At 63.5% G+C, this 16,107-nt stretch carries 15 protein-coding genes; all 15 read left to right on the top strand.

Annotated elements, in window-relative coordinates:
- The first annotated feature begins 179 nt into the window (after positions 1 to 179).
- The 15 genes from AC1D0P_RS00570 to AC1D0P_RS00500 all read left to right on the top strand — a co-directional run bounded on the left by AC1D0P_RS00570 (position 180) and on the right by AC1D0P_RS00500 (position 16,090).
- A complete protein-coding gene (locus AC1D0P_RS00570) occupies positions 180 to 1,376 on the top strand; it encodes an ABC transporter substrate-binding protein (protein ID WP_477674885.1) in 1,197 nt (398 codons plus the stop codon).
- A gap of 146 nt (positions 1,377 to 1,522) precedes the next feature.
- Positions 1,523 to 3,469, top strand: a complete 1,947-nt coding sequence (locus AC1D0P_RS00565; RefSeq protein ID WP_477674884.1) for an AMP-dependent synthetase/ligase — start codon at positions 1,523 to 1,525, stop codon at positions 3,467 to 3,469.
- The gene (locus tag AC1D0P_RS00560; RefSeq protein ID WP_477674902.1) at positions 3,466 to 4,251 is read left to right on the top strand and encodes an ABC transporter ATP-binding protein; all 786 of its coding nucleotides are present in this window, start codon (positions 3,466 to 3,468) and stop codon (positions 4,249 to 4,251) included. Before AC1D0P_RS00565 ends, AC1D0P_RS00560 begins: the two co-directional genes overlap by 4 nt.
- 18 nt (positions 4,252 to 4,269) lie before the next feature.
- A complete protein-coding gene (locus AC1D0P_RS00555) occupies positions 4,270 to 5,199 on the top strand; it encodes a branched-chain amino acid ABC transporter permease (protein ID WP_477674883.1) in 930 nt (309 codons plus the stop codon).
- Positions 5,200 to 5,369: 170 nt separating this feature from the next.
- Entirely contained in the window at positions 5,370 to 6,446 is a 1,077-nt protein-coding gene (locus AC1D0P_RS00550) for a branched-chain amino acid ABC transporter permease (protein WP_477653800.1), read from the top strand.
- A gap of 116 nt (positions 6,447 to 6,562) precedes the next feature.
- Positions 6,563 to 7,897: an ABC transporter substrate-binding protein gene (locus tag AC1D0P_RS00545; protein ID WP_477674882.1), complete on the top strand. Its 1,335-nt coding sequence runs from the start codon at positions 6,563 to 6,565 to the stop codon at positions 7,895 to 7,897.
- A 147-nt stretch (positions 7,898 to 8,044) separates the two neighbouring features.
- A complete protein-coding gene (locus AC1D0P_RS00540) occupies positions 8,045 to 8,854 on the top strand; it encodes an ABC transporter ATP-binding protein (protein WP_477674881.1) in 810 nt (269 codons plus the stop codon).
- Positions 8,855 to 8,867: 13 nt separating this feature from the next.
- Positions 8,868 to 10,121 (top strand): phenylacetate--CoA ligase family protein, encoded by a 1,254-nt coding sequence (locus AC1D0P_RS00535; RefSeq protein ID WP_477674880.1) that lies wholly within the window; start codon positions 8,868 to 8,870, stop codon positions 10,119 to 10,121.
- Between the two features lie 164 nt (positions 10,122 to 10,285).
- Positions 10,286 to 11,281, top strand: a complete 996-nt coding sequence (locus tag AC1D0P_RS00530) for a tripartite tricarboxylate transporter substrate-binding protein (protein ID WP_477674879.1) — start codon at positions 10,286 to 10,288, stop codon at positions 11,279 to 11,281.
- A gap of 232 nt (positions 11,282 to 11,513) precedes the next feature.
- Positions 11,514 to 12,467 carry a Bug family tripartite tricarboxylate transporter substrate binding protein gene (locus AC1D0P_RS00525; protein WP_477674901.1) on the top strand — a complete coding sequence of 318 codons (954 nt, stop codon included), beginning with the start codon at positions 11,514 to 11,516 and terminating at the stop codon, positions 12,465 to 12,467.
- Positions 12,468 to 12,492: 25 nt separating this feature from the next.
- Positions 12,493 to 12,813, top strand: a complete 321-nt coding sequence (locus AC1D0P_RS00520; protein WP_477674878.1) for a hypothetical protein — start codon at positions 12,493 to 12,495, stop codon at positions 12,811 to 12,813.
- A gap of 38 nt (positions 12,814 to 12,851) precedes the next feature.
- Complete coding sequence (locus tag AC1D0P_RS00515) at positions 12,852 to 13,451, top strand: hypothetical protein (RefSeq protein WP_477674877.1); 600 nt, start codon at positions 12,852 to 12,854, stop codon at positions 13,449 to 13,451.
- A 13-nt stretch (positions 13,452 to 13,464) separates the two neighbouring features.
- A complete protein-coding gene (locus AC1D0P_RS00510; RefSeq protein WP_477674876.1) occupies positions 13,465 to 13,830 on the top strand; it encodes a hypothetical protein in 366 nt (121 codons plus the stop codon).
- 43 nt (positions 13,831 to 13,873) lie between these two features.
- On the top strand, positions 13,874 to 14,437 hold the full coding sequence (locus AC1D0P_RS00505; protein WP_477674875.1) for a 2OG-Fe(II) oxygenase: 564 nt from the start codon (positions 13,874 to 13,876) through the stop codon (positions 14,435 to 14,437).
- A 102-nt stretch (positions 14,438 to 14,539) separates the two neighbouring features.
- Positions 14,540 to 16,090, top strand: a complete 1,551-nt coding sequence (locus AC1D0P_RS00500) for a tetratricopeptide repeat protein (RefSeq protein ID WP_477674874.1) — start codon at positions 14,540 to 14,542, stop codon at positions 16,088 to 16,090.
- Positions 16,091 to 16,107: the final 17 nt, after the last annotated feature.

The raw sequence follows: 16,107 nt of genomic DNA, 5'->3' as shown, positions 1-16,107 counted from the left end.
GTTCAAGCAGAAACAGGGGTGGCGGATCAGGGAAAGTCCGGGGCGGGCGCAACCCTTGGATTGTCGTCGCGCAGACAGTTGGCCTTCTTTCCAAAGCATAGCATCGGCCCCGCGGAGACAGGCCACCAAGAGCCTGAAACAAGCCCGCCGAGAGCCCACAACGACCAGGAGACGCCCCCATGACAGCCCCTTCCATCCCTTCCATCACCTCGAAAATCGATTCGCCGCCGGCCCGCACCCGCCTGACGCGCCGCCGCATGCTGGGCGCGCTCGCCGCCGTACCGGCCGCGCTCTACGGCCCGGCACACGCGCAGGACAACAGCGGCCCGGTGCGCATCGCGCAATCCATCGCGCTGAGCGGGCCGCTGGGTGAACTGGGCCAGGCCATGCACCAGGGCGCCAAAGCCTGCTTTGCCGGCATCAACGCCAAAGGCGGCGTGAACGGCCGGCTGATCGAGCTCACAACGGCCGACGACGGCTACGACGTCAAACGCGCGCTGGGCAACGTCAAAGGCTTTATCGACGACAAGAGCAATTTCGCGCTCTTCAACTGCATGGGCACGCCCATGATCGAAGCCATGCTGCCGCAGGTGATGGAGTCGGGCATGCCCTTCTTCGCGCCGTTCTCGGGCGCGCTGTCGGCGCGCCCGGCCAACGCGCGCAATGTGTTCAACATACGCGCGAGTTACGCCGACGAGGCCGAGCAGCTGGTGCAGCACCTGGCGACCATAGGCATACGGCGCATCGCCATCGCCTACCAGAACAACTCCTTCGGCAAGGAGGTCTTCGACGCCACCCAGCGCTCCATGGCCAAACACAAGCTGGAAGCGACCGCCATCGTCACCGTGGAAAACAACGCTTCGGATGCCGGCGCGGCGGCGGTCAAGATAGCGGCGTCCAGCCCGGAGGCCGTGCTGGTGGGCCTGGCCGGCAAGCCGACCATCGAGTTCGTCAAAGCGATACGCGCGCAGCGCAAGGGGCTGTCGCTTTACGCGCTGTCCATCATGGGCGCGGCCGCGACGCTCAAGGCCATGGGCGACGACGCCACCGGCATCGCGGTATCGCAGGTGGTGCCGCTGCCGGGCAACACGGTGGTGCCCATGGTGCGCGAATTCCAGCAGGCCTGGAAGGCCGCCGGGGTTGGGCTGGAGCCTTCGCACCTGGCGCTGGAGGGCTACATCAATGCCCGCGTGTTCGCCGAAGCGCTGCGCCGCGCCGGCAAGAACCCGACACGCGCCGCCTTCATCGACAGCACCTGGAACTTGAAGCGCTACGACCTGGGCGGCTTCGAGGTCAGCTTCAGCGATTCGGCCCGAAACGCCTCGCGATTCGTGGAACTGACCATGGTTTCGCGCGACGGGCGCTTTATCCGATAAACCGGGCGGACCCCGGGCACACCCCAGTAGGACTTACCCGGAAATTGTCGTCGCAATGACACCGTAGCGTCAAAGCTGGTCCTACCATTCGACCCATACCAGCGGTTTTTCCCGAAAAAAACGCACATAACGGAGACAAGAAGCGAATGCAGACCACGTTCCCACGATTGCTGCTCAAACATGCGTCCGAGCGCCCCGGCGCCGCCGCCATGCGCGAAAAAGAGTACGGCATCTGGCAGGCGCACAGCTGGGCCGGCATGGCGCAGCTGGTCGAGCACATCGCCTGCGGCCTGCACCAGCTGGGCCTGCGGCGCGGCGAGCACATGGTCATCATCGGCGCCAACCGGCCGCGGCTGTACGCCACCATGCTGGCCGCGCAGGCGCTGGGCGCCATTCCGATCCCGCTCTACCAGGACGCCGTGGGCGCCGAATGCATCTTCCCCATCAACAATGCCGACGTGCGCTTCGCGCTGGTGGAAGACCAGGAGCAGGTCGACAAGCTGCTCGAGATCCGCAGCCAGTGCCCGCAACTGGACCAGATCGTTTATGACGACCCGCGCGGCCTGCGCAACTATGCCGAGGCCGGCCTGCAGTCGCTCGATGCGCTGCTGGACACGGGCCGCGGCTTTTCCGCCGGCCAACCAAATTTCTTCAGGGCCGAAGTCGAAAAAGCGAAGCCGGACGACGTGGCCGCGATGTTTTTCACCTCGGGCACCACGGGCAACCCCAAGGGCGTGGTCCACACACACAACACCCTGCTGGACCGCGCCAAGGCCGGCGCCGATTTCGACAAACTCACCTCCGGCGAGGAAGTGCTGGCCTACCTGCCGCCCGCCTGGGTCGGCCAGAACATCTTCAGCTATGCCCAGTGGCTGGCCTGCGGCTACGTCGTCAACTGCCCCGAAAGCGCCAGCACGGTGACCATAGACCTGAAGGAAGTCGGCCCGACCTATTACTTTGCGCCGCCGCGGATCTTCGAAAGCCTGCTGACCACCGTGATGATCCGCATGGAAGACGCGGGCCGCCTCAAGCGCGGCATGTTCAACTATTTCATGGAGGTGGCCAAACGCGCCGGCCCGGCCCTGATGGACGGCAAACCTGTAGTCGCCATGGACCGGTTGCTGTATGCGCTGGGCAGCGTGATGGTCTACGGCCCGCTGCGCAACACCCTGGGTTTTTCGCGCGTGCGCGTGGCGTATACCGCCGGCGAGGCCATAGGTCCCGACCTTTTCACCTTTTACCGCTCCATCGGCATCAACCTCAAACAGCTGTATGGCTCGACAGAGACCGCCGTGTTTGTCTGCCTGCAGCCGGACAACGAGGCGCGCGCCGACACGGTAGGGGTGCCGATCAGCGGCGTGCAAATCAAGGTGGCCGAGAACGGCGAGATCCTCGTCAAGTCCGCCGGCCTGCTCAAGGAATATTACAAAAACCCCACGGCGACGGCCGAGGTGCTGAGTGCCGACGGCTGGTATCACACCAGCGACGCGGGCTTTATCGACGCCGGCGGCCACCTCAAGATCATCGACCGCGTCAAGGACGTGGGCCGCATCAAGGGCGGCGCCAACGACGGCGCGATGTTCGCGCCCAAGTATGTGGAGAACAAGCTCAAGTTCTTCCCGCACATCAAGGAAGTCGTGGCCTACGGCGACGGCCGCGACCAGGTCTGCGTGATGCTCAACATCGACTTCGACGCCGTCGGCAACTGGGCCGAGCGCCGCAACCTGCCCTATGCCGGCTACACCGACCTGGCGCAGAAGCCCGAGGTCTACCAGCTCATCCAGGAATGCGTCGAGAAAGTCAACGCCGACCTCAGCGTGGACGCCCTGCTGGCCGGTTCGCAGATCAGCCGCTTCCTGGTGCTGCACAAGGAACTGGACGCCGACGACGGCGAGCTCACCCGGACCAACAAGGTGCGGCGCGGCTTCATCGCCGAAAAATACCAGCCGCTGATCGACGCGCTCTACGGCGGAAAAACCGAGCAGTTCATCGAAACCGTCGTGAAATTCGAAGACGGCCGCAGCGGCAGCGTGAGCGCGACGCTGAAGATCAGCGACGCCCAGACTTTTGCACCTGTGAAAGCGGCCGCCTGATGTCTAAAAAAATCGGTGACGTCATTCTTGACGTCAAGAACATCACCCTCAATTTCGGCGGCGTCAAGGCCCTGTCGGACATCTCCTTCAATGTCAAAGAGCACGAGATCCGCGCCATCATCGGCCCCAACGGCGCCGGCAAAAGCTCCATGCTCAACTGCATCAACGGCGTCTATGCGCCGCAGCAGGGCTCCATCACCTTCCGCGGCCAAACCTTCAAGCACATGAACAGCCACCAGGTGGCGGTGATGGGCGTGGCGCGCACCTTCCAGAACCTGGCGCTGTTCAAGGGCATGAGCGTGCTCGACAACATCATGTCGGGCCGCAACCTGAAGATCAAAAGCAATCTGCTGCTGCAGGCGCTGCGCATAGGCCCGGCCGAAAAAGAAGAAATCATGCACCGCGAGGCGGTTGAAAAAATCATCGACTTCCTGGAAATCCAGGCCTACCGCAAGACGCCCGTCGGCCAGCTCCCCTACGGCCTGCAAAAACGCGTGGACCTGGGCCGCGCCCTGGCCATGGAGCCGCAGGTGCTGCTGCTCGACGAACCCATGGCCGGCATGAACGTCGAGGAAAAACAGGACATGTGCCGCTTTGTACTCGACGTCAACGACGAGTTCGGGACCACCGTGGTATTGATCGAGCACGACATGGGCGTGGTGATGGACATCTCCGACCGCGTGGTGGTGCTCGACTACGGCAAAAAAATCGGCGACGGCACCCCCGACGAAGTACGCAACAACGAAGACGTGATCCGGGCTTACCTCGGCACCAGTCATTAAAGCGGCAGGATTAAAAAGATGGCTTTCTTCTTGGAAACTTTGCTTGGCGGCCTGATGGCCGGCATGCTGTATTCGCTGGTGGCGCTGGGCTTTGTGCTGATCTTCAAGGCTTCCGGCGTCTTCAATTTCGCGCAGGGCGCGATGGTGCTGTTTGCCGCCTTGGCCATGGCGCGCTTTTCGGAATGGATTCCGCGGTGGACAGGCATCAACAGCCTGCTGCTGGCCAACGTCGCGGCCTTTGTGATCGCCGGCGCCATCATGTTTGTGGTGGCCTGGGTCATAGAGCGCCTGGTGCTGCGCCACCTGGTCAACCAGGACGGCGCCACCCTGCTGATGGCCACGCTGGGCATCACCTACTTCATGGAAGGCCTGGGCCAGGCCATGTTCGGCAGCGATATCTACAAGATAGACATCGGCATGCCCAAAGACCCGGTCTTTGTGCTGGAGTCGGTTTACCAGGGTGGCGTGCTGATCAACAAGGAAGACGTGATCGCAGCCGCCATTGCCGCCGCGCTGGTGGCCGCGCTCAGCATCTTCTTCCAGAAGACCGCCACCGGGCGCGCCCTGCGCGCCGTGGCCGACGACCACCAGGCCGCGCAATCCATAGGCATACCGCTCAACCGCATCTGGGTCATCGTCTGGTGCGTGGCCGGTGTGGTGGCGCTGGTGGCCGGGATGATCTGGGGCAGCAAGCTGGGTGTTCAGTTCTCGTTGACCACCGTGGCCCTGCGCGCCTTGCCGGTGGTGATCCTGGGCGGCCTCACCTCGGTGCCCGGAGCCATCATCGGCGGGCTGATCATAGGCGTGGGCGAGAAGCTCTCCGAGGTCTACCTGGGCCCCTTTGTGGGCGGCGGCATAGAGATCTGGTTCTCGTATGTACTGGCGCTGGTGTTTTTGCTGTTCAGGCCACAGGGCCTGTTCGGTGAAAAAATCATCGATCGCGTCTAGATATGAAGCCCCCACGCTTTTCACTTCGCCTTCGGCTCCGTGTAATGCGCTGCCCCCCGGGGGGGCCGCTGCGCCTGCGGCCCGGCAAAGCCGGTTCCGCGGCCCCTGCTGAATGGGGCGCACCCGTACGCAAAACTTCGTTTATCTCGATCTAACACCGGTTCACCTTTATGTTCTACAGAGAAAACGGCCAGTTCAAGACCAGCTATCGCGCCGACCAGCAGATATTTCCGATCGCGCAGGATCGCATCGTCATGCTGGCCCTGCTGGCCGTCGCCTTCATCGCCGTGCCCGCCATGGCCAGCGACTACCTGTTCCGCGCCATCCTCATGCCTTTTGTGATCATGTCGCTGGCGGCGCTGGGCGTGAATATCCTGGCCGGCTACTGCGGCCAGATCTCGTTGGGCTCGGGGGCCTTCATGGCGGTGGGTGCTTACGGCGCCTACAACTTTTTCGCCCGTATCCCCGGCATGCCGCTGATCGTCACCTTGATTTTGGGCGGCCTGTGCGCCACGGTATTCGGCATCCTTTTCGGCCTGCCCAGCCTGCGCGTCAAGGGCCTGTACCTGGCCGTGGCCACGCTGGCGGCGCAGTTCTTCGCGGACTGGATGTTTTTGCGCATCAAGTGGTTCACGCTGGACAACGCCTCAGGCTCGGTGGCCGTGTCCAACCTGCAGGTCTTCGGCCTGCCGCTGGAAAGTGATGTGAGCAAGTACCTGTTCTGCCTCAGCGTGCTGTGTGTGTTGAGCCTTGCGGCCAAGAACCTCGTGCGCGGCGCCATAGGCCGCGAGTGGATGGCCATACGCGACATGGACGTGGCGGCCGCCGTGATCGGCATACGCCCCATGTACGCCAAGCTCAGTGCCTTCGCGGTCAGCTCCTTCATCATCGGCGTGGCCGGCGCACTCTGGGCATTCTTCTACCTGGGTGCCTGGGAGCCGGGCGCCTTCTCGGTGGACCTGTCCTTCAAGCTGCTGTTCATGGTGATCATCGGCGGCATGGGATCCATCATGGGCAGCTTCTTCGGCGCCGCCTTCATCGTGATCCTGCCGATCGCGCTCAGCCGCTTGCTGCCGCTGCTGGCCTCCATGGCCGGTGTCGAGATCACCACCACAGCCGCCTCGCATGCCGAGCTGATGGTCTTCGGCGGCCTGATCGTATGGTTCCTGATTGTCGAGCCGCACGGGCTGGCCAAGCTCTGGTCCACCGCCAAGCAAAAGCTGCGCCTATGGCCCTTCCCCCATTGAGAGAGCCGCACGTGCACGCACCAAGCCGCCCCATATGCTCGCTAGTCCCGATGCGCCGGCCGGCTCCGCAATGTTTACTGACAACGTCGTTCCTTTAACACCCACAGGAGAAGTTCATGAAGATTCGCCAACTCGTTCTAGCCGCGGCCGTCGTGGCCACCAGTGCCACCGCGCTGCTCGGCGGTACGGCCTTCGCCCAGGCCAAGCAGCAGTACATGCCGGTGCTGTCCTACCGCACCGGCCCGTATGCGCCTAACGGCACGCCTATCGCCAACGGCATCGTCGACTACTACAGGCTCACCAACGCGCGCGGCGGCATCAATGGCGTGAAACTTCTGGTCGAGGAGTGCGAAACCGGCTACGACACCGCGCGCAGCGTGGAGTGCTATGAGCGCCTCAAGGGCAACAACGGCGGCGCCGCCGTGATCCAGCCCTGGTCGACAGGCGCCACCTTCGCCATCACGGAAAAAGCCCCGACCGACAAGATCCCGCTGGTGACCCTGGGCTATGGCCGCAGCGAAAGCGCCGATGGCACGGTGTTCAAATGGAATTTCCCGCTGGCAGGCAACTACTGGGTGGCCGGCGACGTGATCATCCAGGCCATCGGCAAGAAGGAAGGCGGGCTCGACAAGCTCAAGGGCAAGAAGATCGCGCTGGTCTACCACGACAGCCCCTTCGGCAAGGAGTCGCTGCCCATCCTGCAGGAGCGTGCCAGGGCGCACGGCTTCCAGCTGATCGAGCTGCCGGTGACGGCCCCCGGCGTGGAACAAAAGGCCACCTGGCTGCAGGTGCGCCAGTCGCGCCCCGACTACACCATCTTGTGGGGCTTCGGCGTGATGAACTCCACCGCGCTCAAGGAAGCCCAGGCCACCGGCTACCCGCGCGAGAAGATGTACGGCGTGTGGTGGTCGGGCGCCGAACCCGATGTGCGCGACGTGGGTGACGGCGCCAAGGGCTACAACGCCGTGGCACTGCAAAACAGCTCGGACTTCGACGCCAAGGTGGTCAAGGAAACCCTGAGCAGCCTGCACGCCAAGGGCCAGGGCACAGGCCCCAAGGAAGAGGTAGGCCAGGTACTGTGGCTGCGCGGCGCCATGAGCGCCATGCTCACCGTCGAAGGCATACGCGCCGCCCAGGAGCGCTTCGGCAAAGGCAAGGTCATGACCGGCGAGCAGGTGCGCTGGGGTCTGGAGAACCTGAACCTCACCCAGGCCAAGCTGGATGCACTGGGCTTCAGCGGCGTGCTGCGCCCCATCAGCACTTCCTGCCAGGACCACATGGGCGCCACCTGGGCTCGCATATCGACCTGGGACGGCAAGGCCTGGAAGATCAGCAGCGACTGGATGCAGGGTGACGAGCAGATCATCAAGCCCATGGTCAAGGCCAACGCCGCCAAGTACGCCGCCGAGAAGAAGCTGGCGCCGCGCACCCCGGCCGACTGCCAGTCTTGAGCGGCGTAGCCGCTCAGCTGGCTTTGCCAGGTACTGACGGCACCCGCCCCAACCCCTCCCGCCAGGCGGGAGGGGCGCGGCTCTCGCGAGCCGCCAGCCTTGAGGGCTGCCCTTACCGGCAGCCCTCAAGATTGGTCAGGAAAAAATATGGACACACCTAACATCATTCTCAACGTCAACGGCATCGAGGTCATCTACAACCATGTGATCCTGGTGCTCAAAGGCGTTTCCCTGCAGGTGCCGCAAGGAAAAATCGTCGCCATCCTGGGCGGCAACGGCGCGGGAAAAACCACAACCCTGCGCGCCGTCTCCAACCTGCTGCAGGGCGAGCGCGGCGCGGTCACCAAGGGCTCCATCGAGCTGCGCGGCGAGCGCATCGAGAACCTCTCGCCGGCCGACCTGGTGCAGCGCGGCGTGGTGCAGGTGATGGAAGGGCGCCACTGCTTCGCCCACCTGACCATCGAAGAAAACCTGCTGACCGGTGCCTACACGCGCAGCAGCAAGGCCGAAGTGGCCGCCAACCTCGAGAAAGTCTACAACTACTTTCCGCGCCTGAAAACCCGGAGTACTTCGCAGGCGGCTTATACGTCGGGCGGCGAGCAGCAGATGTGCGCCATCGGCCGGGCCCTGATGGCCAGCCCGTCCATGGTGCTGCTGGACGAGCCCTCCATGGGCCTGGCGCCGCAGATCGTCGAGGAGGTCTTCAACATCGTGAAAGACCTGAACCAGAAGGAGCAGGTCACCTTCCTGCTGGCCGAGCAGAACACCAATATGGCGCTGAAGTACGCCGACTACGGCTACATCATGGAAAGCGGCCGCGTGGTGATGGACGGCGCGGCCGCCGACCTGGCCAACAACGAGGACGTGAAAGAGTTCTACCTTGGCGTGGGCGGCGGCGAGCGCAAGAGTTTCAAGGACGTCAAGAGCTACAAGCGCCGCAAGCGTTGGCTGGCCTGAGGGGGATAGGGACATGAGCAATTTCTTCGACACCCTGGAACACCGGCCGCATGCCAGCCGCGAGGCCGCCCAGCTGGCCGCGCTGCCGCAGCAGATCGCGCACGCGCAGTCGCACGCGCCGGCTTTTGCCGGCATCCTCAAAGGCGTGAGCGGCGCGGCCGTCAGCTCGCGCGCCGCGCTGGCGCGCCTGCCCGTCACGCGCAAGTACGAATTGCTCGAGCGCCAGCAGGCTTCGCGCGAGGCGGGCGGCGACCCCTTCGGCGGCTTCAGCGCGCTGCGCTATGGCGCCGCGATGCCGCGCGTGTTCGCCAGCCCCGGCACGATTTACGAACCCGACAGCACGCGCAAGGACTACTGGCGCATGGCGCGCGCGCTGCACGCCGCCGGCTTCAGGCCCGGGCAGCTGGTGCACAACTGCTTCAGCTACCACTTCGTGCCCGCCGGCACCATGATGGAAAGCGGCGCCCATGCGCTGGGCTGCACGGTGTTTCCGGGCGGCACCGGGCAGACCGAGCAGCAGGTGCAGGCCATGGCCGAGCTCAAGCCCGCCGGTTATGTCGGCACGCCCAGCTTCCTCAAAATCATTGTCGACAAGGCCGCCGAGATGAAGGTGGGGCTGCCCAGCGTGACCCGAGCCATGGTCTCGGGCGAGGCCTGCCCGCCCAGCCTGCGCGACTGGTTCGCCGAGCACGGCATCGCCGCCTACCAGTGCTATGCCTCGGCCGACCTCGGGCTGATCGCCTATGAAACCGAGGCCCGCGAAGGCCTGGTACTGGACGAAGGCGTGATCGTGGAAATCGTGCGCCCCGGCACCGGCGACCCGGTCGCCGAAGGCGAGGTCGGCGAGCTCGTGGTCACCACGCTGAACCCCGACTACCCGCTGATCCGCTTCGGCACCGGCGACCTCTCGGCCGTGCTGCCGGGCCACTGCCCGAGCGGGCGCACCAACACGCGCATCAAAGGCTGGATGGGCCGGGCCGACCAGACCGTCAAGGTGCGCGGCATGTTTGTGCACCCGGGCCAGGTCGCCGACATCGCGAAACGTTTTCCTGAAGTGCTCAAGGCCAGGCTGGTGGTCAGCGGCGAAATGGCCAACGACAGCATGCACTTCCAGGCTGAGGCCTCATCCACCCCCGACGGATTGGACCAGCGCATAGGGGAAGCCATACGCGATGTCACCAAGCTGCGCGGCACGGTGCAGCTGGTCGCGCCCGGCAGTCTCCCCAACGACGGAAAGGTTATTGAGGACGCTCGGAGTTACAAGTAAAAGTAGCCTGAAAGGCCGCATAAACAGTGCTTCCTAACGGTTCTTGACGTTTCCTTAAACCCGGAAAGACGGGTTCATAAAGGGGATAGCCCTTACGTAGTTCCCGCGATGTTTACGCCGTAAGGGGACCGTAAACTTGGCGCGTTCAATACTAGGAGACGCTCATGAAACGCCTGTTAATCCTCGCCGCCGCCGCGACGGCCATGTTTGCCGCCCACGCGCAAGCCCCCGCCTTCCCCGGCTCCAAACCCATCAGCCTTGTGGTGCCCTTCGCGGCCGGCGGCCCCACAGACCGCGTCGCGCGCGACCTCGCTGAAGCCATGCGCAAAGCCATGGGCGGCAGCGCCAACTTCGTTGTTGAAAACGTCAACGGCGCCGGCGGCACCATAGGCGCGGCCAAGGTGGCGCGCGCCACCCCTGACGGCCACACCCTGCTGGTACACCACATCGGCATGGCCGCCGCGACGGGCCTGTACCGCAAGCTGCCTTACWAGGTGCCCGAGGATTTTGAGTTCCTCGGCATGGTCAACGAAGTGCCCATGACAATCATCGGCAAGCCGCAGCTGGCCGCCAACAACTACCGCGACTTCGAGAACTACATCCGCGCCAATTCCGGCAAGCTCAACATCGCCCACGCCGGCCTGGGCTCGGCTTCGCACCTGTGCGGCCTGATGTGGCAGGCGGCCATCAACGCCAAAGACGCGATGACCACCATCCCCTTCGGCGGCACCGCCCCGGCCATGAATGCGCTGGTCGGCGGCCAGGTCGACATGATGTGCGACCAGACCACCAACACCACCGGCCAGATCGAAGCCGGCCGCGTCAAGGCCTTTGCCGTGACCACCGCCAAGCCGCTGTCGAACAACAAGCTGCTCAAAGACTACCCGACGCTGCAGGACATGGGCCTCAAGGGCTTCGACCTGACCGTCTGGCACGGCCTCTACGCACCCAAGGGCACGCCCCCGGCCGTGCTGACCCAGCTCAACAACGCACTCAAAGCGGCCCTGAAAGATCCCGAATTCATCAAGAAGCAGGAAGGCCTGGGCGCCGTGGTGGTGACCGACAACCGCGGCGACCCCGCCGCCCACAAGGCGTTTGTGGTCGGCCAGATCGCCAAGCTCAAGCCCGTGATCGAAGCCGCCGGCAAGTTTGCCGACTGATCCATTCCCCGTTTTGATTGCCAAGCCGCCCGGTTCGCGCCGGGCGGCTTTTTTTATGGCGGCTGGGTTGAAACCCTCTTGAAGCACCCGCTTGCGCACGCTATCTTCAAGTGACCCCCGGCCGCGTGCCGGCCATCCCCTGGAGCCTCTCTTGAACAACAACAGCAAACCCTTTCTTTCCCGTCGCTCCGGCGCTTTCCTGGCCACCGCGCTGGCCGCCCTCACCACCTTCATGGCCACGCCCTCGGCCTGGGCCCAAAGCGCCAGCTGGCCCGCCAGGCCCGTCAAAATCGTCGTGCCCTTCGCGCCCGGCGGCACCACCGACATCCTGGCCCGCGCCATGGCGCCTGAACTCTCCAAAGCCTTCGGCCAGCCTTTTGTCGTCGAGAACCGCGCCGGCGCCGGTGGCAACATAGGCGCCGACGTGGTCGCCAAGTCCACGCCCGACGGCTACACCCTGCTGATGGGCACCGTCGGCACACACGGCATCAACAAATCGCTGTATTCGAAAATGGCCTACGACCCACAAAAAGACTTCGCGCCCATCACGCTGGTCGCGGGCGTTCCCAACGTCATGGTCGTCAACACCGAAAAAGCCAAGGCCGCCGGCATCAACAACGTCACCGACTTCATACGCGCCGCCAAAGCAAAACCCGGCACCTTCAACATGGCCTCCAGCGGCAACGGCACCTCCATTCACCTGGCCGGCGAGCTGTTCAAGACCATGAGCGGCACCTATATGACGCATTTCCCCTACAGCGGCTCCGGCCCCGCGCTACTCGCTTTGGTGGGCGGCGACATGGACGTCATGTTCGACAACCTGCCCTCTTCCATGCAGCTCATCAAGTCCGGCAAACTCAAAGCCTTGGCCGTCACCAGCTCAGAACGCTCAGCCGCCCTGCCCGACGTGCCCACCATAGAACAAGCCGGCGGCCCGGCCCTAAAAGGCTATGACGCCAGCTCCTGGTTCGGCCTGCTCGCACCCACCGGCACATCGCCCGACATCGTGAACCGCATCCAGCAGGAAGCCGCCAAGGCGCTGGGCACGCCGACGATGAAGGAGAAACTGCTCGCGCAAGGCGCGATCCCCGGCGGGAATACGCCGGCACAGTTCACGGCCTTTATCAATGCCGAGCACAAGAAGTGGGCGCAGGTGGTGAAGGCTTCTGGGGCGAAGGTGGATTAAGTTCATTTTTTTGGAACGATAAATAGTGAATTTTCAACAGATCGGCGAGTATCTGGTTGCAACCCGTATCACAGGGCCAACACACAACATGCTGCAATTGCAGTTGTCGTCTGATCCAAATAGCTCGCCTGGCGTCGAGGTACTTCCCGGAGTTGGTCCAAACCAAGGTGCGCTGAATTCACAAGAGGTGTTGCGCCAGGTGATCGCCGGCGTGGAAGCAGCCAACATAGAGTTCAAATGCGACTATCGCGTGGGCAGGGTTCGGTTTGTAGAAAACGATTCCAGGCCTGAGTCTGTTTACAAAGAACTAGCGGCATTCATAGTCGGGCAGGTTGTGCATGGCTAGCCCGCGCTCCATCCATTGCGTCGCACGTTAGGCCACACATGCCCAGCACGAGCCCATTGCAAATTGCCGAAGAGCTCTTCGTCTCGTATCAAGGCCCAGGGACAGAGGCTGCGCGAATCGGCGAAGCGGCTTCTCATGTGCTTCTGCAAGGACGAACACCCGATGCCCTGTCCGCCGCTGAAACGCGTTGCCTCCTAAGAGCCTATAACTGGGCGTCCCGGCACGAGGATGGCTTTGACCTTGCCAAACGCGCATTCCAACGGTGGGGCGACGAATTCTTGCTAGACCTGCGCCACGCGCTATACATCACGTCCTACTGGCCCAAAGGCGCCTACGCCGCTCGCGCCGATGAACTGATACGCGAAGGGATAGGCCCTGCAAGTTATTGGTACATGTCAAAGGCTGATTGGTGGGTGACTGAAGCCACCGGCGAGCATGACAGCGAACTAGAGTGGTACCCGGGCGACGAAATCGTTGATCAAGCGGCATTGGATCAAGCCGCGATTGAGCTCGATGCCGCAATCAAGTTCTCTTCTCCGAGTTCCAAACTTCCTGATGCCAGCTGGAAGGAGCGGTATGCACCACTCCTGGAGCAGCCTCGCTTCAGCCGATTCCTGCCAGAGGCGGGTGCTCTCTAACGTTAGACCGCACATGTTGCCGAAGCACGTGCTTGAGTTCCTCAATCGTGGCGACAGCGTCGCCGCCGAGGTTCTGGTTGAACCGAGCGGTACGCGATGCTTTGTGCGCATTCGGCCTGTAGCGAAGCCTGGCGTTCCTCGCGACGAAAGAAGGTACCTGAACTCGACGTGGTCCCTTTGGGAGTATTGGGATTTCGAGTTCCGTCGCTTCACGCTTCAAGAGGGGTGGGCAGGGGATGAATGGAACTACGATCGCTACATCGTGAGCGATGCGCGCCGAACGACATACGACCCGGCTTCCTTTCAGTTGCTCCTAGCTGAATGGATTCCCGATGCAGCACTCCTTCAGCACATCTCGGAATCGCCATGTCCGGAGTGATGAGGTTTAACCGGTTGGTATGACCACAATGCATACTTCGAGGATGAACGGAACTACACCGTCGCTTCTGACCACCCATTCAGAGCGAGTTTTCACGATTGATCACTTTCTTACCGCGGCGGACTGTGCCGACTTGATTGCTTTGGCTGATGCGCATGGATTCGAGTCGGCGGGTGTGCGCACTGCCGAGGGCCAGCGATCCATGCCCATGGTGCGTAACAACGAGCGCACATTGTTTGAATCGCCTCACTGGGTGCAGCGCTTGTGGGAAGGCCTGGCGGCGGCTGCGCTGCCGACGCTCGAAGGACAGAAGGCTGTAGGCCTGCCCAAGGACCTCCGCTTCTACAAGTATTCGCCGGGGCAGCGCTTCAAGATGCACAAGGACGGCCCGTGGATGGAGGGCGGCCTCACCAGTCGGCTGACTTTCCTGGTCTACCTCAACGAAAACTTCATCGGTGGTGAAACCGATTTCCGGGACTTCAAAATCCTGCCCCGGACCGGCCGCGCCCTGCTTTTTATCCACGATACCTGGCACGAGGGCGCTACCGTCGAGCAAGGAACAAAGTACGTTCTGCGTTCTGATGTTCTTTATGGGGTCGCGCCTTAGTGGTGCGGCGTCCAGGGCCTCACTTTTTCTCGCATCGCCGACACAGACCAAGGACCGTGGCGCCTTGCAGATAAACTCCCACGAACAAAAGGGAGGATCGTCATGAACACCAAAGCAGCACGTCGCCGTGCAGGCTACTTTTCGGCTATCTGCGTCTTGGCCGCCGTACTTCAGCTCAGCAGCCTGCCGGTCTTTGCGCAGGCGGCCGCACCAGCCAATGCCCAGATCACTTCGCGCCTGGACCAAGTTACCAAGATGCTCGCCGGCGCTGCATCCCGCGATGCCAATGCGGTATGGGATGCGAAGACGGAGATTGAAGAGCTGCCCTACCCGGCTCGCGGCGACCGCAAGCTCGCGCGGCGGCTGAACACCACGGCGCTGGAAAAGTTCAAGGCTGACCAGATGGCCGATTCGGCGGCCGATTTTGAAAAGGCGCGGCGGGCCGATCCCTCGGACCAGGAGATCGCCAACAACTACGGCTACATGCTGTACCGCGCGGGCAAGCTGACCGAGGCGGAAGCGCAGCTGCGCTACACGCTGGCGCTGGCGCCGGCACGGGCTGCGGCCTGGGCCAACCTGGCAGAGGTGTTTGGGGCGCAGGGGCAGGTGCAGCGCTCGGCGGATGCGTTTGTGGTGTCGCATCGCTTTTCACGCAACCCGGACACGACGCGCCAGTACATTGAAAAATTTGCCGCCTCCACGACGGACTCGGCGGGCCTGAAGCAGGGCGCGGCGCAGGCGCTTTCACGGCTGTTCCCCACTGCGGGTGCAAATGGCGCCGCGGCGGCTGCCGCGCAGCCGCTGGCCGGCACGGCGGCTGAACGCAATGTGGCTGCGCAGACGGAAATGGCTGCGGCGGCAGGCGCTGCTGCGGCAACCCCCGCTGCGGTCCGCGCGCCCGCCGCTACCGATGCGGTCAAAGCGGCGCCGGTGTCGCTGGCGAACCCATTTGCGCGGCTGCTGTCGCAGCTGCCGAACCCTGAAGTCGCGGCGCTGTTCCAGGCGGCTTCCAAGGGTAACGCCGGCACGCGTGAAGAGCTGCTGCGCCTGGCCAATGGCGGCAATGCCCGCGCGCAGCACGCCGTGGCGATGCTTTACAACAACGGGATGGGCGTAGAGGTGAACCACGAGCTGGCCAATACCTGGTACCGCAAGTCGGCGGACGCGGGTTTTGTGCTGGCGCAGGCCAGCCTCGCGTGGAACCAGCACAACGGCATCGGCACGGCGGTCGACCCCGCGCTGGCCTTTGAGAACTACCGGCGCGCCGCAGAGCAGGGCCACCCCTATGCGATGAACAATGTGGCGGTGATGTATTACCGGGGCCAGGGCACGCGGCCAGACGTGAAAGCCTCGTTTGACTGGTTTATGCGGGCGGCGGAAGCGGGCCTGGCGCGCGGCGCGCACAACGTGGCCTCGCAGCTGGAAAACGGCAACGGCCAGCCGGCGGATCCGCGCAAGGCCTTTGCCTATTACCTGTCGGCGGCGACGTCGGGGTTTGCGCAGTCGCAGTACAAGGTGGGCCACGCCTATGAATACGGATGGGGCGGCACGCAAGACAAGGCTGCTGCTGCCGAGTGGTACAAAAAAGCGGCGCTGCAGGGCCTTGAGCCGGCGAAGGATGCCTTGAAGCGGCTGGGCGTGACTGACTTTTAAAGCACCGGCCGCGGATC

Source organism: Polaromonas sp. P1_G2, assembly GCF_056405515.1.
Note: the sequence above shows the minus strand (reverse complement) of the source record. Positions and strands in the feature narration are given on the sequence as shown.